We start from the raw sequence: 25,599 nt of genomic DNA, 5'->3' as shown, positions 1-25,599 counted from the left end.
GTGGGCGATGCCGCCCGCCCGCCGCCGGGAAACAGTGCGGCACGACCACCGATCCGCGAACCGAGGAGGATGTCGTGTCCACGTTGACCGTGTGGCGGTTCCCGACCGTCGAAGGTGCCGAAAACACCCTGGAGCTGCTCCGGCAACTGCAGAAGCAGCAGTTGATCTCGATCGCCGATGCGGCATACGTGAGCTGGCCCGAAGGCCGGAAGAAGCCGAAGACCAAGGACCTGGGCAACCTGACCGGCGCCGGTGCGCTGGGCGGGGGCTTCTGGGGCCTGCTGTTCGGCCTGATCTTCCTGGTGCCGTTGCTGGGCATGGCCGTCGGCGCGGCGATCGGCGCCCTGACCGGGTCACTCAGCCACGTCGGGATCGACCCGGAGTTCATCGACACCGTCCGGTCCCAGGTGACACCCGGGACGTCCGCGCTGTTCGTGATGTCGGACGACACCGTGCTGGACCGGGTCGTCGAGCCGTTCAAGGAAACCGGCGCCACGCTGCTGAGCACGAACCTGTCCGACGTCGAGGAAGCCCGGCTGCGCGAGGCGTTCGGCGAAGAACGGCACTGACCGCGGGCAGGACCGCGGCGACGCCCCCGAGCGCCGCCGCGGTCCCCGTGGGAGGTTCGCCCGCCCCGCGCGCTCCCCCGAGAGCGCCGGCGGGGCCGGCCGGACGGGATGGCGAAGCGCCGCGCCGGGCCGGGCCGGCGGGGAGATCCCCGTGGCGCACCCGCCGTCGGCCCGGCGTCCGCTCCGTCATCACCGCACCTCCACGGCTCACCCTGGAGCCCGCGCCGCCCCGGGTCGTCACCCGTGGTGGATGACTCCGCTTCACCCCCGGCGGGCGACGCCCCAGGCGCCTCCGCGCCCGACGATCCGTCCCATGACACTCACCGACAGAGACACCGGCAGGGACACCGCGGCGCCCGACGTGCGGATCGCCCGGGCCCGCGCCGCGCGCGCCGCCGTACCGGTGGACGGCCACGCCGAGTTCCCCAGCCCCGTCCGGCGGGCCGATCCCCTGACGCTGCTGGGCCGCCAGGACCGCGACGGGGTCCCGGCGCTGCGGCCGCTGCGCTACGGCCGGATGGCGGCTTCGCCGCTGGCCTACTTCCGCGGTGCCGCGCTGCCCGCCGCGGCCGACCTCGCGCTCACCTCGCGGACCGGGTTCGGCGTCCAGGCGTGCGGAGACGCCCAGCTCGCCAACTTCGGCCTGTTCACCGCCCAGGGCCGCCGGCTGGTCTTCGACTTCGCCGACTTCGCGGAAACCCTGCCGGCGCCGTGGGAATGGGACGTCAAGCGGCTGGCCGCGAGCTTCGAGGTGACCGCCCGGGAGCACGGCCACGCGACGGCCCTGCGCCGGCGCACCGTGCTCGCCGCCGTCGAGGCCTACCGGCTGGCGATGCACGACTTCGCGCGCCGCACGTCGCTCGACATCTTCTTCGCCCCGGCCGACGCCCGGACGCTGCGGGTGGTGGCGGCCCACCGGCTGGGCTCCGGGCCGCGCCGCGGCGCGGGCGTGCGGCGGCTCACCGAAATCCGCGACGGGCACCTGCAGCTGGCCGCGCGGCCGCCGTCGGTCGTCCCGGCGGGCCGGCTGGCCGGGGACGGCGACCCGGCGACGCTGCTCGACCGCCTCGACGCCGTGCTGACGCAGTACCGGCGCACCCTCGGCCCGGCGCGGAGGGCGTTGCTGGACCGCTACCGGCTCGCCGACGCGGCCCGCACGGTGACCGGACCGGGTGACGCGGGAACGCGGTGCTGGGTGGCGCTGCTCGTCCGCACCGGCACCGGGGATCCGCTGTTCCTGCAGCTGAAGGAGGCCCGGCCGTCAGTGCTGCAGGGGTACACGGGCGCCACCGCGGCGGGCGGCCCGGGCCGGCGGATCGTCACCGGGCAACGGCTGATCCAGGCCACCGGCGACGTCTTCCTCGGCTGGGCCCGCGCGGACTTCGACGGCCGCACCGCCGACTTCCACGTCCGCCGGCTGCGGGACGAGCCGCCCTCCGGCGACGTCACCACGATGACCCCGGACGTCCTGCGCGCGCACGCGCGGCTGTGCGGGTGGACGCTGGCCCGGGCGCACGCGCGCACCGGGGATGCCCTGGCGATCGCCGCCTACCTCGGCTCCGGCCCGGCGTTCGCCGAAGCCGTCCGGCAGTTCGCGGTGGCGTGCGCCGATCAGAACGAACGCGACCACGCGGCCCTGCGGCAGGCGATCCGGCTCGGCCACGTCACGGCGGCCGCCGCGTCGTGACGCGATCACGGCGCGCGGCGCACCACCGGCAGTTCGCGGACCCGGTGCACCGAATGCACGTGCATTCCGAGCGCTTCGAGCCGCCGCAGGACAGCGGGAAGGCTTTCCGGATCGGCGACGGTTCCGAAAACTATCGTATCCGGCGGGGCCGGCACGACGAGCACGCCGTGGAAATCCTCGACGCCTTCGGCCGCCCGTTCCGGAATGGCCCCGCCGACCCGGAAGACGTAATTGGCGGCCACCGCGGGGCCGAGGACGCCCGCCCGGCTCACCGGGCGTCCCGGTCGCGCCGGGCCCGGCCCGCCGAGAACCACGCGCGGGCGACGAGCGCCGCGTCGAGCAGCACCAGCAGCGCCGACCAGCCCCGGACCGGCAGGAAGATCAGCCGCGCGACCAGGTCGGCACCGGCGCGGACGCCGGTCCGCAGCTCGGTCACCGGGATCAGGGCGGACAGCGCGACGGCCAGCCCGAGCAGCACCGAACCGGCGCTGATCCGGCCGGTCCGTACCACGTCGAGGACCACGACCTCGCCCGGTCCGAGCCAGCAGAACTGGGAAACGGCGAATCGCCGTGGTTGTTTCCCGGGTGCATCTCCACGATTTTTCACCCGGCACACCATTGTGCCGGCCGCCGTTGTTCTCTTCGCCCGCAGCGGGTGAGCCGGGCCAATCGGGTGGCAGGATCCGCCGGGATTATCCGTAATCGATCGTGAAGGAGAAACGGACATGCGGCAGTGCCACGATGTCCCCGCCCGAAGACGGGTTCCGAGGACCAAGATCACCGTGCCCGCGCCACCGGCGGACTTCGTGTCGCGGCCGCGGCTGCTCGGCGTCCTCGACGGAGCGGGCGAAGCGGCCCTGGTCTTCGTCGGCGCCCCGGCCGGGTTCGGCAAGACCGTGCTGCTGGCCGAGTGGGCCCGGTACCGGGACGGCGACGCGGTCGCCTGGCTGTCGGCCGACGCGGATGACAACGATGACCGGCTGTTCTGGTCCGCGGTCCTGGAAGCTTTCGGCCGCTGCGGCCGGATCCCGGACGGCAACCCGCTGCGGCGGCTGGCCGTGCCGGAGGTGCCGAGTACGGATCTGGCCTTCCTCGCCCGGGTCGCCGACGCGCTCGACGCGCTGCCCGAGCCCGTCGTGCTCGTCCTCGACAGCGCCCAGGAGATCACCTCGCCCGGTCCGTGGCAGGGCTTGCGGGCGCTGGTCCGGCACCAGCCGGCGGGCCTGTGCCTGGCGGTCGCGAGCCGGCGGGAACCGCCGCTACCGCTGGGCCGGGCCCGGCTGGCGGACCGGCTCGTCGAAGTCGGCGCCACCCGGCTGCGGTTCACCGGCGACGAGGCGGCCGCACTGCTGGCCACCGCCGGCTCGGCCATCCCGCGGGACCAGGTCGCCGAGCTGGTCGCCCGGACCGGGGGCTGGCCGGCCGGCTTGCGGCTCGCCGCGGCGTCCGCCACCCGGCACGGCAGCCTGCGGGACTTCGCCACCGGCCGCGACAGCGCCGTCCTCGGCTACCTGACCGACGAGGTGCTCGCCGCCCTCACCCCGGCGCAGCGGGAGCTGCTGCGGACGATCAGCATCTGCGACGAAGTCCCGGCCGGGCTGGCGCCGGTGCTCTCCGGCCGCGCGGACGCCGAGGCGACGCTGCACGAACTGGCCACCCAGGTCGTCGACTCCGGCGGCACCCCACCGCAGCACCGGGTGCTGCCGATGCTGCGCACCTACCTGCGCGCGGAACTGCAGCGGCGGGAGCCGGACCGGACGCGGACCCTGCACGCGAAGGCGGCCCGCTGGTTCGCCGAGCACGACCGGCCCGCGCCGGCCCTGCTGCACAGCGTCCGTTCGGGCCATCCCGGCCGCGTCGGCGAGCTGTTGCGCGAGCACGCCGTGACGCTGTTCCTCGCCGGCGAGCACCACGTCCTGCGGCTGGCGCTGACCCTGCTGGAGGACCGGCGGGTCGCGGCCGACCCGCCGGCCGCGCTGATCTCGGCCGGGCTGTACCTGGAGGCGGCCGAGACCTCGGCGGCCGGGCTGCAGCTGGCCCGGGCGGAAGCGACGTGGCCGGAGCGGCCGGCGCCGGAGCTGACCGTCCTGCGGCAGCTGACGTACTCCTGGCTCGCCCAGCTCGACCACAGCCCGGCCCGGGCCGCCCGGGTGGCCGGGCAGGTCGACGAGGAGCTGGCCGACGGTGCCGGGCTGGGCGCCGTCGCGGCCCTGCACCGCGCCGGCGTCCTGATCGCCCGCGACGAGCGCGAGCCGGCCCGGGAAGCCCTGCTGCGGGTCCTCGGCACGGCCGAGCGGGGCCACCAGGACTTCACGGTCGCCCAGTGCCTCACCCTGCTGGCCGAGCTGGCCTGCCACGACGGCGACTACCGGGCGATGGAGACGCTGGCCCGCCGGGCCGGCGCCCGGCTGCCGCGCCAGGATCCGCCGCGGTCGCTGCAGGGCGCGCAGGCCGGGGCGCTGCTGGCGTACGGGGCGTTGCTGTGCGGGGAACCGGCGGACTGCCTCAAGCACGCGAAACGGGTCGGGCAGCTCCTCGGGGACGCACCCGCCCGGGCGGCCCGGGAGCTGCGGCTGTTCGCCGAAACCCTGCGGGGCGCCGCGGAGTTCGAGCTCGGCGCCTGGCACGCGGGCCTGCGGCGGATGCGCCGGGCCCGCACCCGGCTCGGCACCGGGCGCGCCTGCCCGACCCGGCACGCGGCCCTATGCGCGGTCCTGGAACAGCGCGCCGCCCTCCGGCTGGGTGCGGCGGGCCAGGCCCGGGAGACGGTCCGCTGGGCCCTGCCGATCCTCGCCGGTTCGGGTGAGCTGCTGCTGATGCGCGCCCGAACCCAGCTGCGGCTCGGCCGCCACCACGCGGCGAGCACGGTGCTGCGGTCCCTGCTGGACGACGAAACCCCGATGGAACTGCCCTGGGCGGCGATCGAGGCATCGTTGATCGGAGTGCAGGCGGCGCTGGCGGCCGGGGCCCGCGACCGGGCGGCCCGGGTGCTGGACGAGGCCCTGCGCGCCGCCGAACCGACCGGCGTCCGGTTCCCGTTCGTGTTCGCCCCGCCGGAGCTGATCGGGTTCCTGACCAGCCGGCTGGGCGGACTGGGCGCGGGCGAGCGGTTCGCGGGCGAGATATTGGCGGTCCGCCGCCGGCTGCACACCCCGCCGATGCCGGCCCCGCTGACCGAACGCGAGCGCAGCGTCCTGCGCCTGTTGCCCACGCAGCGGTCGATCGACGAGATCGCGCAGGACCTGACGGTCTCGCCGAACACGGTCAAGACCCACGTCCGCGGCATCTACGCGAAGCTCGACGTCCGCAGCAGGCGCGAAGCGGTGGCGATCGCCCAGGAACGCGGGCTCCTGGACGCCGAGGTCGCGGACTTCACGGTCTGAGCGGCGGTTCCCGCGCCGGGGAAGGTGCGCGGAGCCGCGGTCGCCGTGGCGAGCGATTCTGTTGCCGCAGCACGGTCGCGGCCCCGCGCGGCGGCGGGGAAGACCTGGGGCGGCCCGCCGAACCTCGCGGCCGGCGGCCGACGGTCGCCGCGGCGAAGAGGGGGCGAGCGGTTCCCCCGTCGCGGCGGCCAAGGTCTCGCGCGCCGAAGATGCGGCCGCCGCACCTCGCGGCCGACGGCGCCGAGGCCGCCGGCGTTGCGCGGCTGGGCGGAACGGGCCGCCGTGGCGAAGGCGCGGCGAAGATCCGGACCGGCGCAGCGGCCTGGGCAAGCCGCCGAGGCCGCCGCAGCCTCGGGCGCCGACGATGCGGCCCGCGACAGCGACCGCCACGCCTCGCAGCCGGCGGCCGCAACCGCCAACCTCGCCCAGCAAGGCGAAACCGCCCACCGCCCCCGATCGCGACCGCCGCAGCATCGCGCACCCAAGATTCGGCCCGCCGCCGCGACCGCCACACTTCGCAGCCGGCGCCGCGACCGCCAACCTCGCCCAGCAGGGAGACACCCCCCGGGTCGGCCCACCCGTGGCGGGTGAGGCGGGCGCCGCCGGGATCCGGTCGAGTGGGCCCGGCACGTGCGAGCGTGCCTGGCCCCCGATCCCGGACGAGGAGACATCATGGCCCTGGCGAGCGCGGAGTACCCGTTCCTCAATCTCATGTGGACGATGCTCGTTTTCTTCTGCTGGATCGCCTGGTTCTGGCTGCTGTTCGTGGCCTTCGGCGACCTCTTCCGCCGCGCCGACCTCTCCGGCTGGGCCAAGGCCGGGTGGACGGTGCTGCTCATCGTGCTGCCGTTCCTCGGCGTCCTGCTCTACCTGATCACCCAGGGGCGGCACATCGTCGAACGGCAGCGGGCCCGCGAGGCAGGCCGCTATGTGTCCACATCGGACCGGGCCGGCGCGGCGCAGATCGCCGAAGCCCGGCGGCTGCTGGAGGAAGGCGTCATCGACGACGCGGAATACCAGGCGCTCAAGCGGAAGGCCCTGGCGCGTTGAGCCGCCGGTGGCGGTTCGTCCACCTCGCGGTGCTCCGGCCGCTGCTCACGGTCACCGCGCTGGTCTGCCTCTACTACCTGCTCCCGGTCGACCAGCCCCTGCGGCCGTGGACCGCCGTCCTGTTCACCGCCGGGCTCGGGCTCGTCGTGCTGCTGGTCGCCGGCGAGGTGCGGATGATCCTGCGCTCGCCGTTCCCGGCCTGGCAGGGCGTCCAGGCGCTGGCGCTCATCCTCCCGCTGTTCCTCCTGCTGTTCGCCGACGGCTACTACGTGCTCGCCCACCACAGCGCGACGTCGTTCGGCACGGCGCTGACACGGACCGACGCGCTCTACTTCGCGGTCACCGTGTTCACCACCGTCGGCTTCGGCGACATCGCCCCGCTCGCCACCGGCGCCCGGGTGCTGGTGACCCTCCAGATGGTCGCCGACCTCGTGGTGCTGGGCGTGGTGCTGCGGGTGATCGTCACCGCCGTCCGGCGATCGTCCACGAAGGACGACTCACTCCGGCGAAGGCGACGGCAGCAGCAGGGCGGCGACCAGCCCGGCCACCGCCGCGACGCCGAGGGTCGTGAGGGCCAGCGCGAAGGAGCGCCCGCCGAGGTGGGGCGTGCCGGCCAGGACGGACCCGGCCAGCGCCGTCCCCACCGACGAGCCGAGGTTCGACACGCTGCGCGACACTCCCGAAATGTCGCTCTGCGCGGCGTCCGGGAAGCGGGACTGCACCAGGTTCACCGAGGCCGTCAGCATGATCCCGACGCCGGCGCCGAGCAGGAACAGGCCGGGCACCGCGCTCGCCACCCCGGACTCGGCCCGGACCAGCAGCAGCAGCACGAGGAGCAGGCCGGCGACGGTGACGACGAAGCCGGCGCGGACGAGCCCACGCTGCGGATGCCGGCGCGCCATCCGGCCGGCGGCCGCCGAGGCGGCCAGGATGCCGATCGTCGCGGGCGTCAGCATCAGCCCGGTTTCGATGGCGTCGTAGCCGCGGACCTGCTGCAGGAAGACGGCCACCACGAAGAACGAACCCTGCAGCACCAGCCACTGCACGTGCTGGGTCAGCAGACCGAGACCGGTGCCGCGGTCGCGGAAGAGCCCGGACGGCACGAGCGGTTCACGGCCCTTCCGTTCCCGCGCGCGGACGTGGGCGAAGAACCCGGCCAGGAAGACGGCGCCGACCCCGGCGAACAGCCACACCGGCGACAACCCGCCGGCGGGCAGCAGCACCACCCCGCCGATCGCGAAGTCCGCCCGTGACACCAGCCAGCCGTAGGTGCCCGCCTGCAGGACGCCGAAGACGACGAAGAACAGCCCGGCCGCCGAAAGGACCGCGCCGGTGACGTCGAACCGCCGTTCGCGCGCCGGCGACGGCGGTTCGGCGATCCGCAGGGCCAGCACGACGATCAGGCCGACCAGCAGCACCTGCAGGAGGAAGGAGGCGCGCCAGCCGAGCCAGGTCGTCACCAGGCCGCCGACGAGCGGACCGGCCGCGGCGCCCAGCGCGCCCGCGCCGCTGACCACGCCGAACGCCCGTGCCCGGGCCGGGAGATCGCGGCTGGTCACGGTGACCAGGATGTAGATCGGCGGGATTATCAGCGCCGACCCGATGCCCTCGAGCAGCGAATAGCCGGCGATCAGCAGGCCCGGTCCCGGCGCGGCCGAGGCGAGCAGCGCACCGGCACCGTAGATCCCCAGCCCGGCCAGGAAACAGCGCTTGCGGCCCAGCAGGTCGCTCAGCTTGCTGCCGGGCACCATGAGCGAAGCCATCGTCAGGGTGAACACCGTGATCGCCGTCTGCACCCCGATCACCGTGGTGCCGAGATCGGCGGCGATGGCGCTGACGGCCACGGTCATGGTGGTGGCCGCGTAGCTCGCGACGAACTGGGCGAGGGCCAGGGGCAGCACGATCATCGGCGGGCCTTCCTGCTCGGGTGGCGCACACAGTGGCGCGCGACGGCCCCGGGCCACCTCACCCCGCGGGGATGAGGCAGCGCGGTCCCGCTCCGGCGACGGTGCAGCCCAGGAGATCCCGCCGTCCCGATGGAGGAACGATGACCGAGACCACGATCGCCGAGCACGGCCTGATCGGTGACCTGCAGACCGCCGCGCTGGTGACGACCGACGGGTCGATCGACTGGTTCTGCGCCCCGCGCTTCGACTCGCCGTCGGTCTTCGGCGCCCTGCTCGACGACGAGCGCGGCGGCCGGTTCCGGATCCGCCCGGCGAGCGCCACCGCGAGCTCCCAGATGTACCACCCGGACACCGCGGTGCTGATCACCCGGTTCGCCGGCCCGGACGGCCTCGGCGAGGTGGTCGACTTCATGCCGCCCTGCGAAGGCGGCGCCACCACCCGGCACCGGATCGCCCGGCTCGTGCGCTGCGTCCGCGGCCGGATGACGTTCGACGTCGTGGTCGCGCCCCGGTTCGACTACGGCCGCCGGCCGCACCAGGCGATGCTGGTCGCGAACGGGGCCGTCTTCATCGCGCGCGAAACTTCCCTGGCGCTGCACGCGGTCCGCGAGCCGGGCGACGAGCACCTCGCCGACGTCCGCGTCGAAGGCGGGGACGTGCACCTGCAGCTCACCTTGACGGCCGGCCAGGTCCGCGGGGTCGTGCTCGAGACCGACGCCGCCGAGCCGCCGCGCGAGCTCCGCGTCGCCGAGTTCGAGGACCTCTTCCGGTCCACTGTGGACTGGTGGCGCGGGTGGCTGGCCCGCTCCACCTACCGCGGCCGCTGGCGGGAGATCGTGGCCCGCTCGGCGATCACGCTCAAGCTGCTGACCTACGCACCGACCGGCGGCCTGGTCGCCGCCCCCACGCTCGGGCTGCCGGAGCAGCTCGGCGGGGAGCGCAACTGGGACTACCGCTACACCTGGGTCCGGGACGCGTCGTTCTCGGTTTCGGCGTTGTTGTCACTCGGGTTCGCGGAGGAGGCGGCCCGGTTCGGGAGCTGGCTCGGCGACCGCATCCGCGAAGGCGGCGGCGGGACCAGCGGGCCGCTCGCCGTGCTCTACCGCGTCGACGGTACCTCGGACCTGCGGGAGGAGAGCCTGGCGCACTGGTCGGGGTACCGCGGGTCGAGCCCGGTCCGGATCGGCAACGACGCGGCCGGGCAGCTGCAGCTCGACATCTACGGCGAGGCCCTCGACAGCGTCTTCGCCGCCGACCGCGCCGGGTTCGAGCTCCCCCACCAGGGCTGGGAGGCGCTGCGCGCGGCGCTGGACTGGCTCGGCGAGCACTGGGACCAGCCCGAGGAGGGCATCTGGGAGACCCGCGGCGGCCGCAAGCGCTTCACCTACGGGCGGCTGATGAGCTGGGTCGCGTTCGACCGCGGCATCCGGCTCGCCGCCGTGCACGGCCGTCCCGCTCCGGTCGAGGACTGGACGTGGCAGCGCGACAGCATCCACGGCCAGCTCCTCGCCCGCGGCTGGCACCGGACGCGCAACGCCTTCGTCCAGCACGACACCGGCGAGGAGCTCGACGCGGCCCTGCTCCGCATGCCCCGCACGGGGTTCCTCCCGCCCAAGGACCCGCTGTGGCTTTCGACGCTCGACGCGATCCAGGCGGACCTGGTGACCGACAGCCTGGTCTACCGCTACGACCCGGCCGTCTCCCCGGACGGCCTGGCCGGCTCCGAAGGCACGTTTTCGTTGTGCAGCTTCGCCTACGTGGACGCGCTGGCGCGGGCGGACCGCCTGGAGGAGGCCCGCACGGCGTTCGAAAAGATGCTGACCTACGCCAACCACGTCGGGTTGTACGCCGAGGAGATCGCCCCGACCGGCGAGCAGCTGGGCAACTTCCCGCAGGCGTTCACGCACCTGGCCCTCATCGACGCGGCGGTCACCCTCGACACCGCCCTCGGATGAGGCCGGTCTCGCCCGCCGCGGGTGACCCGGCCGGCAGCCACGCGGCACACGATGAGGCACCCGTCGAGGCGAGCCTGGGAGGCCGACTGCCATGACCACCACCGACAGACCGAGCCGGTCCCCGGAACCCGCGGAGCCGCCACCCGCCGAAGGGGGCAGGCACGCCCGGCCGCCGGCCGCCGCGTGGATTTCCTGGGTTGCGCTCGCGCTGATGACGACCGGGTCCGTCGCGAGCCTGCGTCCTTCGCCGACGATGGCCGTGTACGGCCTGGCGGCCGTCTTCCTCTACGTCGTCCCGGCGATCGTGTTCCTGCTGCCGACGTCGCTGGTCTCGGCCGAGCTGGCGTCCGGCTGGCCCGGCGGGGTCTACAACTGGGTGGCGCTCGGGATCTCCAAGCCGGTGGGCTTCCTGGCCGTCTGGTGCCAGTTCGCGATGACGATCTTCTACTACCCGAGCCTGCTCGGATACGTCGCCGGCACGCTGGCGTACGTGTTCGACCCGGCGCTGGCGAGCAACGGGTGGTGGACGGCCGCGGTGATCGTGGTGGCGTACTGGTCGGGCGTCTGGATCTCTTCGCGCGGCACGAAGGGCGTGGCGGGGCTGGCCGGCGGCGGGCTCGTCCTCGGGACGCTGCTGCCCGGCGCGCTGCTGGTGGTCCTCGGCATCGTGTTCCTCGGGCAGGGGCGCCCCTCCGCGGCACCGATGTCGGCGAGCCACCTGCTCCCCGCGTGGGCCGGACTGGCGAGCCTGGTGCTGATCGTGAACAACTTCCTGTCCTACTCCGGGATGGAGATGAACGCGGTGCACGTGTCGTCGCTGCGGAAGCCGGGCCGGGAGTTCCCGCGCGCGATGTTCCTGGCGATGGGGCTGGTGCTGCTGATCTTCATCCTGCCCGCGCTGGCGATCAGCTGGATCGTCCCGGCCGATCAGCTTTCGCTGACGGCCGGCGTGATGCAGGCCTTCGACACCGTCCTCGCGGGCTTCGGCATCCAGTGGCTGACCCCGCTGATCGGCGTCCTGCTGGTGCTGGCGTCGCTCGGCGGGATGCTCACCTGGCTGGCCGGCCCGTCGAAGGGGTTGTTGCTGATCGCCCGGCAGGAGGGGTACCTGCCGCCGTTCCTGCAGCGGCTCAACGGCCGGGGCGTGCAGCAGAACATCCTCGTCACCCAGGGCGTGGTCACCACGCTGATCGCGCTCTGCTACGCGTTCATCCCGGACGTGTCGAGCGCGTACTGGATCTTCTCGGTGATCACCACCCAGGTGTACCTGATCATGTACCTGCTGATGTTCGTCGCGGCGGTGCGGCTGCGGCGCAAGTTCCCCGACCACCCGCGCGGGTTCCGCGCGCCGATGCTGCTCGGCCTGTGCGGCATCGGGTTCTGCGCGTCGCTGGCCGCGCTGCTCGTGGGCTTCGTCCCGCCGTCGCAGTTCGGGGCGGGCAGCCCGTGGGGGTACCTCGCGATCGTCGCGGGCGGCGCGCTGGGGCTCGGCCTGCTGGTGCCGTTCCTGTTCCACCGCCTGCGCAAACCGTCGTGGCGGCAGCCGGAGGTGACCCCGTCATGACCAGTGTGGACGAACAGTCGACGCGGCCGCAGCGGGTCTCGCTCTACGTCGTCGTGGGCGCCGTGCTGGGCGGCCTGCTCGTGGCCGGGTACCTGCTCCACCGTCCGGCGCGGCTGGACGCCGCCGCGGTCTGCGCCGACCCCTACGCCGCGCTCGTCCGGGCGGCGAACGTCAGCGCCGGCGGCCCCGGGCTGCTTCCGCCCGAAGCCGTGCGCCACGCGCACCTGCGCGTGCTGCTGGCGCACTGCCACGAAAAGGCCGGGTGAGCGCGGTGGACCTCCGGAAGCGGGTCGACGGGCTGATGCCGCGGGCCCGCGACGAACTCGCCGAGCTCGTCGCGCTGCGGTCGGTCGCCGACCCGCGGCAGTTCCCGCCCGAGGAATGTCACCGCGCCGCGCGCTGGGTGGCCGGCGCGTTCACCGGGGCCGGGTTCGACACCCGGCTGGCCGACACCCCGGACGGCAGCCGGGCCGTGCTCGGGTCCCGGCCGTGCGCCCGGGAGGACGCCCCGACCGTGCTGCTGTACGCGCACTACGACGTCCAGCCGCCGCTGGCGGACGACCAGTGGCGGACACCGCCGTTCCGGCTCACCGAAGTGGACGGGCGCTGGTACGGGCGCGGGGCGGCCGACTGCAAGGGCGGGATCCTGATGCACCTCACCGCACTGCGGGCGCTCGGCGACGACGTCCCGGTGCACCTCAAGGTGGTCGTCGAGGGGTCCGAGGAGCAGGGCACCGGCGGGCTGGAGGCGTTCGTCCCCGCGCACGCCGAGCTGTTGCGCGCCGACGCGATCGTGGTGGGCGATACCGGGAACGAGGCCGTCGGGTACCCCGCCGTGACGGTCAGCCTGCGCGGCATGGTCAACGTCGTCGTGCAGGTCGACGCGCTGCCGGCCGAACTCCACTCCGGCATGTTCGGCGGCCCCGCCCCGGACGCGCTCGCCGCGCTGGTGACGGTGCTCGGCACCCTGCGCGACGAGGCGGGCGACACGACCATCCACGGCGTGCCCGGCGACGGCCGCTGGCCCGGCGCCCCGTACCCGGCGGCGCGGTTCCGGGCGGACGCGGGCCTCTCCCCCGGTGCCGTCCTGCTCGGCAGCGGCGAAGTCGCGGACACGCTGTGGGCCCGCCCGGCGCTGACGGTGCTGGGCATCGACTGCCCGCCGGTCGTCGGCTCCACGGCGGCCCTCACGCCGTCCGCCCGGGCCCGGCTGAACCTGCGCGTCCCGCCGGGCACCGACCCGTACCGGGCGGCGGCCGCGCTGAGCGAGCACCTGATGGCCGCGGCGGCGTGGGGCGTGGACCTCTCGGTGGAGGTGGAAGCGATCGGCGAGCCGTTCCACGCGGAGACCGGCGGGCCGGCCCACCGGGCGATGGCCGAGGCCATGGAGGCCGCGTACGGCCGCCCGGTGAGCCTGCTCGGCCAGGGCGGTTCGATCCCGCTGTGCACGGTTTTCGCCGAGACCTACCCCGACGCCGAGATCCTGCTCATCGGTGTCGAGGAACCCGAGGCCCGCATCCACGCGCCCAACGAAAGCGTGGCCCCGCAGGAGATCGCGGCGATGGCCCTGGCCGAAGCGCTGTTCCTGCAGAACTACGGAGCTGCATCCCGCTGAGGCGTTACGGCCGGGGTCGTCGACGCAGCCGCAGTGCGACGACGACCGCGGCCACCACCACGACGACGGCGATCAGGATCCACACCCAGGCCGGAACGCTGGTGCCGATCTCGCTCGCCGGATCCGGCTTCGGCGTCGCGGACGCGGTGGTGGCCGGCGCGGCAGCCGCCGAGGTCGGCGCCGCGGAACTGGACGGGACCGGCGCGGTGAGCGTGAAGTGCACCTCGGCCGTCACCTTGTCGCCGTCGTCCGAGACGACCTTGTAGGTGAGCGTGTAGGCGCCGGCCGGGCCGGCCGCGGTCACCGGGGCCGTGATCACCGCGTCGACGACCGAAGGTGTGCCGACCGTCCACTTCGCCCCGCCCGGGCCGGTGATCGAGATCGGATCCGGCTGGAGGGTGACGGGCTCCTCGAAGGTGAGCTCGATCTTGCGCGGCGCGGCGGCGAGGCTCGCCCCTTCGGCGGGCGAACTCGACTTGAGCTCGGTGTGGGCCGACGCGGGCCCGGCCACCAGCAGCACGCCGGACAACGCGAGCACCAGCGCTCCGAACAACCGGGCGATCTTCATGCGAGTCCCTCGATTCGACGACGGCCGTACCGGAGCAGTCTGGCAGCACCCGGCCGGGCTGACCCGTCAGGGCGCCACCTCCACCTCCATTCCCATGATCCGCGTGGTCCGGCGCCGCCGGAGCCAGCCGCGGGCCGGCGAGCCGTCCGGGACTTCCGACAGGAACGCCTTGCGCTGCGCCGACGTCGCCGAGCGCCAGCGCATCGCCAGCACCGGGCGGACCGGCGCGATGTAGGCCCGCACCCGCTCGTGCGCGCCGGCCACGCGGGTCTCGTACTCGCGGTCCGGGCGGTAGGCCAGTTCCAGGTCTATCAGCGGCGCGGGGCCGCCCGCACGGTGGTGGCAGCGCGACAGCATCCGCGCGAGCTCGTCCATCGCGCCCCGCACGCGGCAGGGCATCTGGTCCTGCCAGCGGCCGAGCCGCGGGACGGACGCGGGGGCGGCGGTCACCTCGTCGGCGAGCACGACCAGGGCCCGGATCGCCGATCCGGCCAGTTCGACGCGGATGCGCCGCCCGCCGGCGTCGACGAAGAAGCGCGGCACCCGGCCGGCCACGACGGTGCCCGAACGCCGCCGCACCCACTCCTCGACGGCGTCGGGCGACGGGCAGGACGACACGAACGTGAACGCCAGCTCGTCACCGGCGAGGTTCATCGTCACGGGGAACAGCGAGCCGATGTCGTGCACGAACGCCGAGCCGATCACGAGTGCGGCGCGGGAGCCGCCTCCGGTCATCCCCGGCTACACCTGCAGATCCGCTTCGATGCGTTTGAGGTAGTGCCGGGCCAGCGCCAGGTTCGCCCGGTCGCGGTCCAGCACCAGGTAGAGGAACAGCGAATTGCGCGAGCCGACCGAATTCATCAGGCGGATCAGGTGGTATTGCCGGTGCAACGTGATCAGGATGTCCTCGATGGAATCGTTGAGCGCCAGCGAGGACATGACCCGCAGTTTCGACCGGACGACCTCGGTGTTCCCGGCCGCGGCGACCTCCAGGTCGAGCCAGTCGCCGCCGCCGCTGGTGCCGAGCGACATCCCGCTTTCGTAGTCGACCAGCGCGACGCCGACGGCGCCGCTGATGGACATGGCTTCCTTGAGTGCCGTGTCGATGTTCATCATCTGCTGCATCCTTTCGTGGACGGGGTGACCGGCCGGCGGGCTACGCGGCCAGGATCGAGCCGATCCGCTCGATGACGGGCCGGGATTCGAACAGCAGGCGCCCGACGTTCAGGCCCTTGTCCCCCAGCACGACCATCAGGGCGAGCCGCCCGATGGCGTAGACGGCCATGTAGCCTTCGCTGCCGAACACGACGGTCTGGTGCAACGTCCCCTTGCCGGTGATTTCGGCGGCCTGCCGGGCAATCCCGAGATCGGCCGCGGCGAGCGCGGAGATCTTCGCCGGATCGATGTCATCGGCGGCATCGGCGATGATCGGAATCCCATCGACGGCGGCCAGCACCGTATCGGTCACCCCGGCGACGGTTTCCCGCAGGTTCCGCAGCTCGCCGGCCAGTGCTTCGAAATCCAAGACTGTTTCTTCCTACTCCGAATTTGCGGAAGGCGAGGTGGCGATAATCAACCATTCGGGTTGTTCTCCAGGCCACGACCTTACCGTCGCCATTACTTTTCGCCAACAAGCACCCAGCCCCGAATTTCAGCGTCACACGATCGAGTGAAACAGATTCGGAGTCGTAACAGAAATAAGTAACCATGTCCATTGATCACGAATCCGGAGATTTCGATGTTCGACGTTTCCGGAAGCAGCCGGGAAAAGCCACGACGCGACAAGCGGGCACAGGGCGGCCCCCACGCGCCGCCCACCACGAGCCCCAGGGCAACCCGAACCAGAGGACCCTGCACACGCTGAGCAACGAAGGGCCGGCGCAAGCCATCGCCCATCCGGAGGCTTGCCACCCAAGCCGCACCCAGCAAGGCCCCCGGCCACACCCCCCTGCCGAACCGATACGCAGCCGCCTCAGCGGCCGGCAGGCCGTGTCAAGGCACGCTTTCCCGCCTTGACACGGCCTGCCGGCCGTTGAACAATCCGGCGTTCGGGTCGGCGGAGGAACACCAGCCGCGCTCGCGGAGGCTCTTCACGCGCCCGCAGGGCAACCCATCACCCACAAGGTGAATCCTTTCGAGGGATCAAAGCCTCTTATCAGGCGTGGTCACCTCAACAGGAAGAGAACCGATGGCGTGGGTGAGCGAACAGCTCGTGGCAGCGGCACAGGACGGCGACCTGGAGTCGCTCACCGCGGTGGTGCACGGCGCCCACCCGCACGTCCGCCGCTTCGCCGAAAACCTCTGCGCATCCCCCCAGGACGCCGAAGACGCAGCTCAAGAAGCCCTGATCGTCCTCTACCGCAAGATCGGCTCGCTGCGCGCCACGGCGGCCCTGGCCTCGTGGATGTTCCGCATCGTCCGCAACGAGTGCCTCCGCCGCGCCCGGCGCCTCCACGACGACACCACCGACCCCGGCCAAGCCGCGTCAGCCGAGGACGAGGCCCTCAAGCGGCTCGAAGCCGAGCGCGTCGCCGAAGCCATCCGCGAACTACCCGACGTCCAGCGCCGCGTCCTCGTCATGCGCGACGTCCTCGGCCACCCGGGCCGGGCGGTCGCCGACACGCTCGGCCTGAGCACCGCGGCCGTGAAGTCCCACCTGCACCGGGCCCGGGCGGCCGTCCGGGCCCGGCTGCACACCGTCTGAAAGGAAAGCAAGATGCTCGAAGCCGGATCACCCGCCCCGCACCTGGAACTGGAGGACACCGACGGCCGGACCGTCGGCGTCCCCGGCGGCCGCGCCACCCTCCTCTACTTCCTGCGCTCGACGACCTGCCCGGTCTGCCGCCACCACGTCCGCACCCTCGCCGAGGACGCCGCCGCACTGGAAGCGGCCGGCGTCCGCGTCCTGATCGCCGTCCCCGAGGACCGCGAGACGGCGGCCGCGTGGCGGGCGAAGCACGACGTCCCCTTCCCGGTTCTCACCGGCCGGGAGAACTCGCCCCACGAGCTCGTCGGGCTGCACCGGGCCGTCTTCGGCACGCTCCAGCGGTCCGGCAGCGTCCTCGTCGACGCCCGGGGGGTGGTCCGCCACGCGCACAGCGCCACCCTGCCCACCGCCGGCTTCGACCGGGCGGGCTTCGCCGCGGCCGTCGCCGCGCTGGGCGCCCCGGCCTGACGGTCAGCGCAGCGGCTCGAGCGCCTTCGCCAGCGGCTCCAGCACGGCCGGGGTGTGCGGCGGCGGCAGGTACACGATCGCCAGGTCGAGGCCCACTTCCGCGAGGGCCTCCGCCTCGGCGGCGACCTTCGCGTAGTCGAGGTCCGGCTCGAGCCGGACGTGCGAGGACAACGTGATCTCGGCCGGGTCGCGGCCGACGTCGGCGCAGTGGCGGTGCAGGACGTCCCGCTTGCGGGCGAACTCCTCGGGCGGGCCGCCGACGAAGTTCCAGTGCTGGGCGTACTTCGCCGCCGTGCGCAGGGTGCGCTTCTCGCCGCTGCCGCCGATGCAGATCGGCGGGTGCGGCTTCTGGACGCCCTTGGGCTCGCAGCGGGCGTCGGCCAGCTGGTAGTGCTCCCCCTGGAACGTCGTGGTCTCCTGCGTCAGCAACCCGACGAGGACCTCGCAGGCTTCCTCGAACCGGTCGCTGCGCTCCTTGATCGTGCCGAGCTCCATGCCGTAGGCACCGGACTCCTCTTCGTTCCAGCCGGCGCCGATGCCGATCTCCAGCCGCCCGCCGGAGACGATGTCGAGCGTCGCGGCCATGTTCGCCAGCAGCGCCGGGTGGCGGTAGTGGATGCCGCTGACCAGCGTGCCCAGCCGCAGCCGCCGGGTGGCCTGCGCGAGCGCGGTCAGCGTCACCCACCCTTCCAGGCAGGGACCGGTCGAGTCGGAGAAGATCGGGTAGAAGTGGTCGAAGGTCCACCCGGACTCGAACAGCTCGATCTCGTCCGCGGCCTGCCAGACGGCGAGCATGTCGGCCCACTGGGTGTTCTGGGGCGAGGTCTTGATGGCGAATCGCATGATCTTGATCGTAAACCCGGAGTTCCTCCAGGCTGCCGGTTTTTGTCGGTGGTGCCCGGTAACGTCACTCCCGTGAACAGCCAGCAACGCATCCAGGAGCTCGCCGACCGCATCACGGTGCTGCGCGACGCCTACTACCGTGGCTCGCCGCTGGTGGCCGACGCGGAGTACGACACGGTCGAGGACGAGCTGCGGAGCCTGATCGAGGCGCACCCGGAGCTCACCCCCGACCCGAACCCGCTCGACCAGGTGGGCGCGCCCGCGGTGCTGCACGCGCCGATCCGGCACTCGCGCCCGATGCTGTCGCTGGAGAAGGCCACCAAACCCGAGCAGGTCGAGGCGTTCTTCGCCCGCTTCCCGGGTCAGCCGGTGGTGGTCATGCCGAAGCTGGACGGGCTGTCGCTGGCCGTCGTCTACGAGAACGGGCGGCTGGCCAGGGCGGTCACCCGCGGCGACGGCACGACCGGTGACGACGTCACCGTGCTCGTGCGGGCCCTGACCGACGGGATCCCGGAGCAGATCGACGCACCCGGCCGGGTCGAGGTCCGCGGCGAGGCGGTCATGCTGCGGTCCACCTTCGCCGCCTACAACACCGCCCACCCGGACAAGCCGCTGATCAACCCGCGCAACGCCGCCGCCGGCACCCTGCGCGCGAAGGACCCGGCCACCGTGGCCGAGCGGCGGCTGCGGTTCTTCGCCTTCGACCTGCACACCGAGCCCGACAGCGCGGAGACCGACCTCGGCAGCGCGCTGCACACGCTCGGCTTCACCGCGGCCGACATGCGGCGCTGCGCCGACGCGGCCGAGGCGCAGAGCGTGATCGGCGAGATCGAACAGCAGCGCAACGACCTTGACTACGACCTCGACGGCGCCGTCCTGCGGCTGGCGAGCCGGGACGCGTACGCGGCGGCCGGCACCCGGTCGAGCTCACCGCGCGGCGCGCTGGCGTTCAAGTTCGCGGCCGAGGAGAAGACCACCGTGCTGTCCGATGTGGTCTGGGACGTCGGCAAGACGGGCAAGATCGCGCCGGTCGCCTGGCTGGAGCCGGTGTTCGTCGGCGGCGGCACGGTCACCCGCGCGACGCTGGCCAACCAGGAGGTGATCCGCGCCCGCGGCATCAAGATCGGCGACACCGTGCTGGTGCGCCGCGCCGGCGACGTCATCCCGTTCGTGGCCGGCGTGCTCGACGCCTCGAAGCGCACGGGCGCCGAGCGGGAGATCGTCCCGCCGGACGCGTGCCCGTCGTGCGGGCAGCCGCTGACCGAGCAGGGCAACAGCCGGGAACTGTTCTGCACCAACGTGTCGTGCCCGGCGCAGACGGTGCGGCGGCTGATCCACTGGGCGTCGCGCGCGGCGGCGGACATCGACGCGATCGGCGGCGTGTGGATCGAACGCCTGGCCGAGGCGGGGATCCTGGAGAACCCGTCGGATTTCTACGGGCTGACGAAGGAAAAGCTGCTCGAATTCGACCGGATCGGCGAGGTTTCGGCCACCCGGATGATCGAGTCGATCGACGCGAGCCGGGCGGTCGGCCTGCGCCGGGCGCTGATCGGGCTGGCGATCCCGATGGCGTCCGAGGGCACCGCCGCCCGCCTGTGCCGGGCCGGGTTCGGCTCCCTGGAGGACGTCGCGGAGGCGGGCGTCGACGGGCTCGTGGCCGTGGACGACATCGGGCCGAAGGTCGCCGCATCGCTGATCGAGCACCTGACCCGGCTGCGTCCCGAGCTCGAGCGCCTGCGGGAAGCGGGGGTTTCGCTGGACGTGCGCGAGGAGGACCTCCCGCCGGTCGTCGCGGCGGGTGCGCCGCTGGCGGGCAAGACGGTGGTGGTCACCGGCGCGATCAGCGACCCGAGGTCCGGCGAGAAGGTCCCCCGCCCGACGTTCCAGCGGCTCTGCGAAAAGGCGGGCGCGACCACGGCGACGTCGGTCTCGGCCGGCACGGACCTGCTCATCACCGGCGCGGACGTCGGCGCGAGCAAGCTGACCAAGGCCGAAAAGCTCGGCGTCGAAGTCGTCGACCAGGGCGAGATCTGGCAGCAGCTGATCGCGGCGGGCATCGTGTAGCCGGCCCGCGTCCCGCTTCTCGGACACAGGTCACCCGGTCGGGAAAGTCCACCAAGCGCGACACTGAGCGTGCGAACCGACTCCGTCAGAAGGGACCGCGATGACCACGTCCGACCTCATGGTCGCCCGCCAGCTCGGGGTGCACGAGTTCCTCACCGCACGGGGCTGGCTCCTCGACGGCGACAGCGACCCGGCGAGGGTGTGGTTCGCCGACGACGTCCGGGCCGGCTGGCACTACCCCGAAACCTACGGCGGCCGGCGCATCAACGAGGTGGCCGACACCACGCCGGTCCGGCTGCAGAGCTACTTCACGTTCGACAACGAGGGCGACGAGGTCTTCGCCGTCGTCCCGGCGGGCAACCTCCGCGGCAGCGGCTGCCCGGAACACGACACCCGCGAGCGGTTCTTCCCGCTGACCGCGGGCGGCGTCGTCGACCTGGAACGGATCGCCGCCCTGCTCGACACCCTCGAGCCGCGGGCGCGGGCCCTCGACCCGCGGGCGCTGATCGAGTGCCGGTACTTCGGTCCCTGCAAGCAGTGAGCCGGGATCCCCGGCGCTTGACGTCGCTGATCAGCTGACGGGGTCGACCCGAACGACGTCCGTCGCCGGCGACGGCGGCGGGCCCACCCGCAGGTCCAGCCCGGTGACCTGGGCGACCACGCCGTCCAGCAGCGCGAACGCTTCGGCGTAGCCCGGCAGGTCCGCGGCCTCGTACCAGGGCAGCAGGACCGCACCCGAGCCGGTGATCCGCAGGTCGCGGAGCCGGTCGTCCGGGCTCGGCAGGATCGACGGCGCCTTCGGGAAGCCCGCGGTGCGCAGGGCGCCGGTGAGGTGGTCGAAGAAGGCGGGCTCGACGCGGGCCGTCCAGGCTTCGGCGCCTTCGCGGCTGTGGCGGGACAGCCGCAGCTCGCCGCCGGGCTCGACCTCGAGCGTCACGCGGCCGAACGGGTCGGCCGGGTTGTGCTCGTTGCCCGCCTCGTACCACACGTGTGCCAATGCCTCTCCTCGGTCAGGGGACGGTCAGGTCGTGGCCACCGCTGGTGTCGCGGCCCTCGGTGGGCTCCAGGACGAAGTTGACTTCGCCGAGGTGCCGGCCGTCGGCGGCGCACCGCTCGAAGGTGCCGTGCTGGGTGTCGACAGCGTAGAGCGTGCCGGTCGCGGAATCCCGGTACACGCTCCGGTTGTTGATCGAGCTCAGCCTGCTGTCGTAGGTCCAGCCGTTGCCCTCGGCCACCGTGCCCGCCGTCTGCTCGACCCGGGCGACCCGCTCGTTCGGCGACAGCCGGCGGATCTGCTCCTGGAACACGGCGTTGTCGAACGCGCCGGTGCCGGCCGCCCCGCCGGTGCGGGCCTCCTCGATCCGGCCGAGCAGATCGGCGGCCCGGCTTTCCAGCAGCACCCCCTGTTCGGTCGCGGCCAGTGCGTTCATCCCGCCGCTGCGGGTCGCGCTGTCCGGGGAGACGTCGAGGAAGACGTCCCGCTGCTCGCCGTAGGCCATCCGCAACGCCCGCGCCTCGCCCTGGAACCGGGTGGCCAGCTCAGGATTGCGGCGCAGCATGGCTTCGACGGTCTTGATCCGCTGGTCGGCGGCGGCCAGCACCTCCGAATACCGGGTCGGCAGGCCCTCGCCGCCCGCGGTCAGCGCGTCCGGGGCGGGCGCCGTCTCCCGCGGGCCCGGCGCCGGTGCGCCGCCGGTTCCGCCCGCGGCGCGCGCGGCGTCGATGTCCGCGCCGAGCTGGTCGAGGTGCCGGTCCTGCAGGCGGGTCGCCGGGTCGGCCACCGGGTTGCCCGCGGCGTCGCGCACCGGGTTGCCGGCGGCGTCCCGCAGCCAGAAGTCGCCCATCAGGCTGCCGTCCCGGTGCACCCCCGGCGCGGTCGCGGTGCCCCGGTTGACCGTCCGCGGATCGACGTACTCGTCGAGGAAACCGAGCTGGTGCCCCAGTTCGTGGGCCAGCGTGGTCGGGTTGTCGCCGGCGAACCAGCGGCTCTGGTTCGTCGCGCCGGTGCCGGGCTCGACGGTCACGTTGAGGTGCGCGTCGGCGGCATCGGTGACGAACTCGACCGTCACGTGCAGCCGGTCGCCGTTGGGCAGGGTCTGGCCGTTGTTGTAGTGCTGGTCGACCCCGGCGTGGACGTTCTCCTGCAGCCGGGCCAGCTCCGCCGGGGTGACGCCGGGCCGGCCTTCGAGCCGGACCTTCATGGTCACCTCGGTGAGCCGCCCGCCCGGGCCGTAGTCGAACGAGCGGACCTCGAAGCCCTGCTGGACGCCGTAGCCGTACGGGCTGCCGTCCGGCTGGGTCCGCGGGGTGCCCGAAGCGTCCACCATCTGGTCGATCCGGGTGCCGCTCACGTCGGTGGACACCGCGGCCTCGCGTTGCTGGTTCTCGTAGAACGCACGCAGGTCGGCCATGCTCTGCTCGTGCGCCGGGCCGCGGTCGACGCCGGTGGCCCGCTCGACCTGCTCCTGCATCGGCGTCCGCGAAGGCGCCTCGACCGGTTCGGCGACGGTCGGCTCGGTCAGCGGGGCGTCCGGGCCCGAGACGGGTTCGCGTTCCGGGACCGGCGGTGCGGTCTCGTGGCCGCCGCCTGCCGCCGGGGCGGGTTCGGGGGCCGGAGCCGTCCGGGCCGTCGACGCGGCGGCCTCGGCCGGCGTCACGTTGTAGGCCATCCCGGCATCGACCATCGCGCCGCGGGCGCCTTCGGTGGCCGCGTGGATCCGGCCGCCGACGGCGTCGGACACCATGATCCCGCTGACCGCGGCGTTCAGGAGCAGCCCGCGGTCCCAGTGGTCGAAGGCGTGGTCCCAGCCGCCGCCGGTGCCGTCGGCGACGACGTTCTGCACGACGCCCATGCCGACGCCGACCACGACGTTCGCCACCTTGCTCGCGGCTTGCTGCGTCGCGGCTTCGGCGAAGACGCTGCGCGCGACGCTGTTGAGGATCGTGCTGCCGGTGCGGGCGCCGATCGCGCCGCTGACCCCGGCGCCGAGCGCGCCGCCGGCCGCGCCGAACACCGCGCCGAAGAACATTTCCTTGCCGACCTCGGCCCAGCTCCACGGGTGGTTGCCGGCGTACTTCCCGGTGCCCGCCGCGTAATCGGTGGCGTTGGACGCCAGCGCGGACGCGGCCCCGGCGACCGCGCCGGCCAGGATCAGCGCGCCGATCCCGGTGCCGCAGATCGCCACGATCGCGATCGTCACCAGCAGCCCGACGACGAGACCGGCGATGAACCCGGGCGTCAGCGCGTCCCAGGCGTCGCGCAGTTGCGACAGCAGCCAGCCGTCCTCGACGCGGCTGCGGGCGCGCTCGGCGGCGTCGGTCATCCGGTTGTCGAGCGAGGTCAGCGGTTCGCCGGTGCGGGTGCGGGCTTCGCCGGCGTGCTGTTCCAGCCGGGTCCGCAGGTCGCGGACGGCCTGACCGAAGCCCTGGTCGACGTCGGTCGCGGTCCGGAAGACCGATTCGGCGGTGCCGTCGACGACCTGGTCACCCTGGGCCACGGCCTCGCGCATCAGGGTCGTGAGCTGCCGGGACAGCCGTTCCTGCAGACCCGCGGCCTGCCGCGCGCCGCCGGCACCGACCGAGCCGGCCTGAGCGGCACCGGCCGTACCCGCTTCGCCGATCGACTCGTGCACCTGCGCCGCGGCCCGGCTGAACTCGGACGCGATCTGCCCGGACATCGCCCGCGCCTGCCCGGCGGACATCCCGTAGGCCTCGCGCAGCGTGCCGGCGAGGGTGTCCCCGAGCTGCCGCGCGAACCGGCGCCGGACCGGCCGCCCGGTGACCTGCGCCAGGATCCCGGCGGTGGTCTCGCGCCCGGCGGCGGCGGTCTGGGCGCCCTGCTCGGCGAGGGCGGTCTCGACCTGCCCGGCGCTCTGCTGCACGGCGGTCCGTCCCGAGGCGGCGCGGTGCCGGATGGACGTGCGGACGGTCGTCAGCAGCCGGGTGAGCCCGGCCGAGACGGAGCTCCCGATCTCCGCCACGGCGGCGGCGCCTTCGCCCGCGGCCCGGCCGATCGAGCCGGCCGCCTGCTCGGTGGTCCGCGCGAGCTGCCGGTGCACGGGCCCGGTCTGCAGGCTGACCTGCCCGGCCAGCGCGGCGGCCTGCCGGAGCAGATCGCTGCGCACCTCGGGCCCGGCCCCTCGCAGGTCGGCGTCGGTGTGGCCGAGGCTGCCGCGGATCTGTTCGGCGGTCTGGCCGGCCACCTCCTGCGCGGCCCGGCGCATCGCGGTGGTGGATTCTTCGCTTTCGCCGTGGAAGGAGCCGAGCCGGGCGGCACCGCGCCGGCGGGCTTCGTTCGCTTGGCCGTCCACGGCCCCGCGCACGGAGTCGGCGACGCTGTCGGCGGTCGAGACGGCCTCGTCGCCCCGCGTGGTGCCGGATTGCCGGACGCGCGCGGCTCCTTCGGTGACGAGCGCCCCGGCCTCGGCCTGCTGTGCGGTGTGGCGGGAGGCGAGCTCGGCTCGGGCACCGGACCCGGCCGCGGCAACGGCGGCTTGCGCGGCAGCGACGGCGCCGGCAACCCGCTGCCGGGCGGTGGTGACGGCTTGCCCGACGGCGCCGAGTTCGGCCTGTTCGCGCTGGATGAGTTGTTCTTGTTCGGTCGCGACGGCGGCGCGGTGGCCGGAGAGGGTCTCCTGGAGGGCGGCTTCGAGTTCGGCTTGGCCGGCATCGTCGTGGGTTCGGATCTCGTCGTAGAGCTCCGCGGCGGCCGGGGCGAGCGGTCGCTCCACGGGGACGGCGGGCGCCGGTGCGACGGTGGTTTCGGCGGCCGGGGTCAGCTGCGGTGTTTCCTCGGGCTCGGCGGCTTCCGCGGCCGCCGGGACGATCGACCGCGCACCCACCGCACTCCCCGACGGCTCGGCAACGTCCGGCGACGCACCGGCAGCCCCGGCGACGTCCGCGGCGGGGCCGGTCAGCGAACGGGTGACCGCCTGGTTTCCCGCCAGCCGCTGCAGGTCCAGAACTCTCTGCTGCGCTCCCGGCGGTTTCGGCCTGCGCTGCTCACCGCGGCTGCGCTCGGCCGGTTCGTCGCCGGCTTCGGCCTTCCCCCGCATGGTTCCATCTGAACCGCCGCCCCTCTCCTCGGCAACGGCCTGCCGGGCGGTGGCGCGGGCATGCTAGGCCGCCCGAACAGGCGCCTGCCGACACTCTCCGTGCCCCGGGTGGGTTGCATGTCGGTTACGCATCTCACTCCGATGCACCCCATTCATCCCTTCGAC

General features: G+C 73.6%; 22 protein-coding genes and 1 pseudogene. 13 read left to right on the top strand and 10 right to left on the bottom strand.

Features of this window, described 5'->3' with window-relative positions:
• Positions 1-74: 74 nt before the first annotated feature.
• Both H5965_RS44010 and H5965_RS44005 read left to right on the top strand, forming a co-directional pair.
• The gene (locus H5965_RS44010) at positions 75-569 is read left to right on the top strand and encodes a DUF1269 domain-containing protein (RefSeq protein ID WP_310977252.1); all 495 of its coding nucleotides are present in this window, start codon (positions 75-77) and stop codon (positions 567-569) included.
• A 313-nt stretch (positions 570-882) separates the two neighbouring features.
• Positions 883-2,256, top strand: coding sequence for a DUF2252 domain-containing protein (locus tag H5965_RS44005; protein ID WP_310977251.1), 1,374 nt, complete (start codon positions 883-885; stop codon positions 2,254-2,256).
• 5 nt (positions 2,257-2,261) lie between these two features.
• Here the strand turns inward: H5965_RS44005 and H5965_RS44000 are convergent, their stop codons facing one another.
• Both H5965_RS44000 and H5965_RS43995 read right to left on the bottom strand, forming a co-directional pair.
• Complete coding sequence (locus H5965_RS44000) at positions 2,262-2,528, bottom strand: hypothetical protein (protein WP_310977250.1); 267 nt, start codon at positions 2,526-2,528, stop codon at positions 2,262-2,264.
• A complete protein-coding gene (locus tag H5965_RS43995) occupies positions 2,525-2,779 on the bottom strand; it encodes a hypothetical protein (RefSeq protein ID WP_310977249.1) in 255 nt (84 codons plus the stop codon). The genes H5965_RS44000 and H5965_RS43995 overlap by 4 nt, the downstream gene beginning before the upstream one ends.
• A 202-nt stretch (positions 2,780-2,981) precedes the next feature.
• Between H5965_RS43995 and H5965_RS43990 the strand changes: the two genes are divergently transcribed.
• The 3 genes and pseudogenes from H5965_RS43990 to H5965_RS46285 all read left to right on the top strand — a co-directional run.
• Complete coding sequence (locus H5965_RS43990; RefSeq protein ID WP_310977248.1) at positions 2,982-5,639, top strand: LuxR C-terminal-related transcriptional regulator; 2,658 nt, start codon at positions 2,982-2,984, stop codon at positions 5,637-5,639.
• 672 nt (positions 5,640-6,311) lie between these two features.
• Entirely contained in the window at positions 6,312-6,689 is a 378-nt protein-coding gene (locus H5965_RS43985) for an SHOCT domain-containing protein (RefSeq protein WP_310977247.1), read from the top strand.
• A gap of 173 nt (positions 6,690-6,862) precedes the next feature.
• Positions 6,863-7,105 (top strand): annotated as a pseudogene (locus tag H5965_RS46285) (ion channel); the annotation flags it as partial.
• An 81-nt stretch (positions 7,106-7,186) separates the two neighbouring features.
• Here the strand turns inward: H5965_RS46285 and H5965_RS43975 are convergent.
• Positions 7,187-8,596, bottom strand: a complete 1,410-nt coding sequence (locus tag H5965_RS43975; RefSeq protein WP_310977245.1) for an MFS transporter — start codon at positions 8,594-8,596, stop codon at positions 7,187-7,189.
• Positions 8,597-8,736: 140 nt separating this feature from the next.
• Between H5965_RS43975 and H5965_RS43970 the strand changes: the two genes are divergently transcribed.
• From H5965_RS43970 to H5965_RS43955, 4 genes are all read left to right on the top strand, one after another.
• Positions 8,737-10,551 (top strand): glycoside hydrolase family 15 protein, encoded by a 1,815-nt coding sequence (locus H5965_RS43970; RefSeq protein ID WP_310977244.1) that lies wholly within the window; start codon positions 8,737-8,739, stop codon positions 10,549-10,551.
• Between the two features lie 91 nt (positions 10,552-10,642).
• Positions 10,643-12,115 carry an APC family permease gene (locus H5965_RS43965; RefSeq protein WP_310977243.1) on the top strand — a complete coding sequence of 491 codons (1,473 nt, stop codon included), beginning with the start codon at positions 10,643-10,645 and terminating at the stop codon, positions 12,113-12,115.
• On the top strand, positions 12,112-12,381 hold the full coding sequence (locus H5965_RS43960; protein ID WP_310977242.1) for a hypothetical protein: 270 nt from the start codon (positions 12,112-12,114) through the stop codon (positions 12,379-12,381). The genes H5965_RS43965 and H5965_RS43960 overlap by 4 nt, the downstream gene beginning before the upstream one ends.
• Positions 12,378-13,730 carry a dipeptidase gene (locus H5965_RS43955; RefSeq protein ID WP_310977241.1) on the top strand — a complete coding sequence of 451 codons (1,353 nt, stop codon included), beginning with the start codon at positions 12,378-12,380 and terminating at the stop codon, positions 13,728-13,730. Before H5965_RS43960 ends, H5965_RS43955 begins: the two co-directional genes overlap by 4 nt.
• A gap of 4 nt (positions 13,731-13,734) precedes the next feature.
• Here H5965_RS43955 and H5965_RS43950 read toward each other — a convergent pair whose 3' ends face one another.
• The 4 genes from H5965_RS43950 to H5965_RS43935 all read right to left on the bottom strand — a co-directional run bounded on the left by H5965_RS43950 (position 13,735) and on the right by H5965_RS43935 (position 15,823).
• Positions 13,735-14,298 (bottom strand): copper resistance protein CopC, encoded by a 564-nt coding sequence (locus H5965_RS43950; RefSeq protein WP_310977240.1) that lies wholly within the window; start codon positions 14,296-14,298, stop codon positions 13,735-13,737.
• 66 nt (positions 14,299-14,364) lie between these two features.
• Positions 14,365-15,033 carry a hypothetical protein gene (locus tag H5965_RS43945; RefSeq protein ID WP_310977239.1) on the bottom strand — a complete coding sequence of 223 codons (669 nt, stop codon included), beginning with the start codon at positions 15,031-15,033 and terminating at the stop codon, positions 14,365-14,367.
• Positions 15,034-15,039: 6 nt separating this feature from the next.
• Entirely contained in the window at positions 15,040-15,411 is a 372-nt protein-coding gene (locus tag H5965_RS43940) for a hypothetical protein (protein ID WP_310977313.1), read from the bottom strand.
• A gap of 43 nt (positions 15,412-15,454) precedes the next feature.
• Complete coding sequence (locus H5965_RS43935) at positions 15,455-15,823, bottom strand: roadblock/LC7 domain-containing protein (RefSeq protein WP_310977238.1); 369 nt, start codon at positions 15,821-15,823, stop codon at positions 15,455-15,457.
• Between the two features lie 663 nt (positions 15,824-16,486).
• On the opposite strand from H5965_RS43935, the gene H5965_RS43930 reads away from it, so the two are divergent.
• Positions 16,487-17,002: an RNA polymerase sigma factor gene (locus H5965_RS43930; RefSeq protein WP_310977237.1), complete on the top strand. Its 516-nt coding sequence runs from the start codon at positions 16,487-16,489 to the stop codon at positions 17,000-17,002.
• A gap of 12 nt (positions 17,003-17,014) precedes the next feature.
• Positions 17,015-17,473 (top strand): redoxin domain-containing protein, encoded by a 459-nt coding sequence (locus H5965_RS43925; RefSeq protein ID WP_310977236.1) that lies wholly within the window; start codon positions 17,015-17,017, stop codon positions 17,471-17,473.
• Between the two features lie 3 nt (positions 17,474-17,476).
• On the opposite strand, the gene H5965_RS43920 is transcribed toward H5965_RS43925, so the two are convergent.
• On the bottom strand, positions 17,477-18,316 hold the full coding sequence (locus H5965_RS43920; RefSeq protein ID WP_310977235.1) for an LLM class F420-dependent oxidoreductase: 840 nt from the start codon (positions 18,314-18,316) through the stop codon (positions 17,477-17,479).
• A gap of 72 nt (positions 18,317-18,388) precedes the next feature.
• On the opposite strand from H5965_RS43920, the gene ligA reads away from it, so the two are divergent.
• Both ligA and H5965_RS43910 read left to right on the top strand, forming a co-directional pair.
• Positions 18,389-20,380 (top strand): NAD-dependent DNA ligase LigA, encoded by a 1,992-nt coding sequence (ligA, locus tag H5965_RS43915; protein ID WP_310977234.1) that lies wholly within the window; start codon positions 18,389-18,391, stop codon positions 20,378-20,380.
• A 100-nt stretch (positions 20,381-20,480) separates the two neighbouring features.
• Positions 20,481-20,921 (top strand): hypothetical protein, encoded by a 441-nt coding sequence (locus H5965_RS43910; protein WP_310977233.1) that lies wholly within the window; start codon positions 20,481-20,483, stop codon positions 20,919-20,921.
• Between the two features lie 30 nt (positions 20,922-20,951).
• Here H5965_RS43910 and H5965_RS43905 read toward each other — a convergent pair whose 3' ends face one another.
• A complete protein-coding gene (locus H5965_RS43905; protein ID WP_310977232.1) occupies positions 20,952-21,377 on the bottom strand; it encodes a hypothetical protein in 426 nt (141 codons plus the stop codon).
• A gap of 13 nt (positions 21,378-21,390) precedes the next feature.
• Positions 21,391-25,434: a hypothetical protein gene (locus H5965_RS43900; protein ID WP_310977231.1), complete on the bottom strand. Its 4,044-nt coding sequence runs from the start codon at positions 25,432-25,434 to the stop codon at positions 21,391-21,393.
• Between the last annotated feature and the right edge of the window lie 165 nt (positions 25,435-25,599).

This window comes from Amycolatopsis sp. 505, assembly GCF_031625235.1.
GTDB lineage: Bacteria > Actinomycetota > Actinomycetes > Mycobacteriales > Pseudonocardiaceae > Amycolatopsis.
Note: the sequence above shows the minus strand (reverse complement) of the source record. Positions and strands in the feature narration are given on the sequence as shown.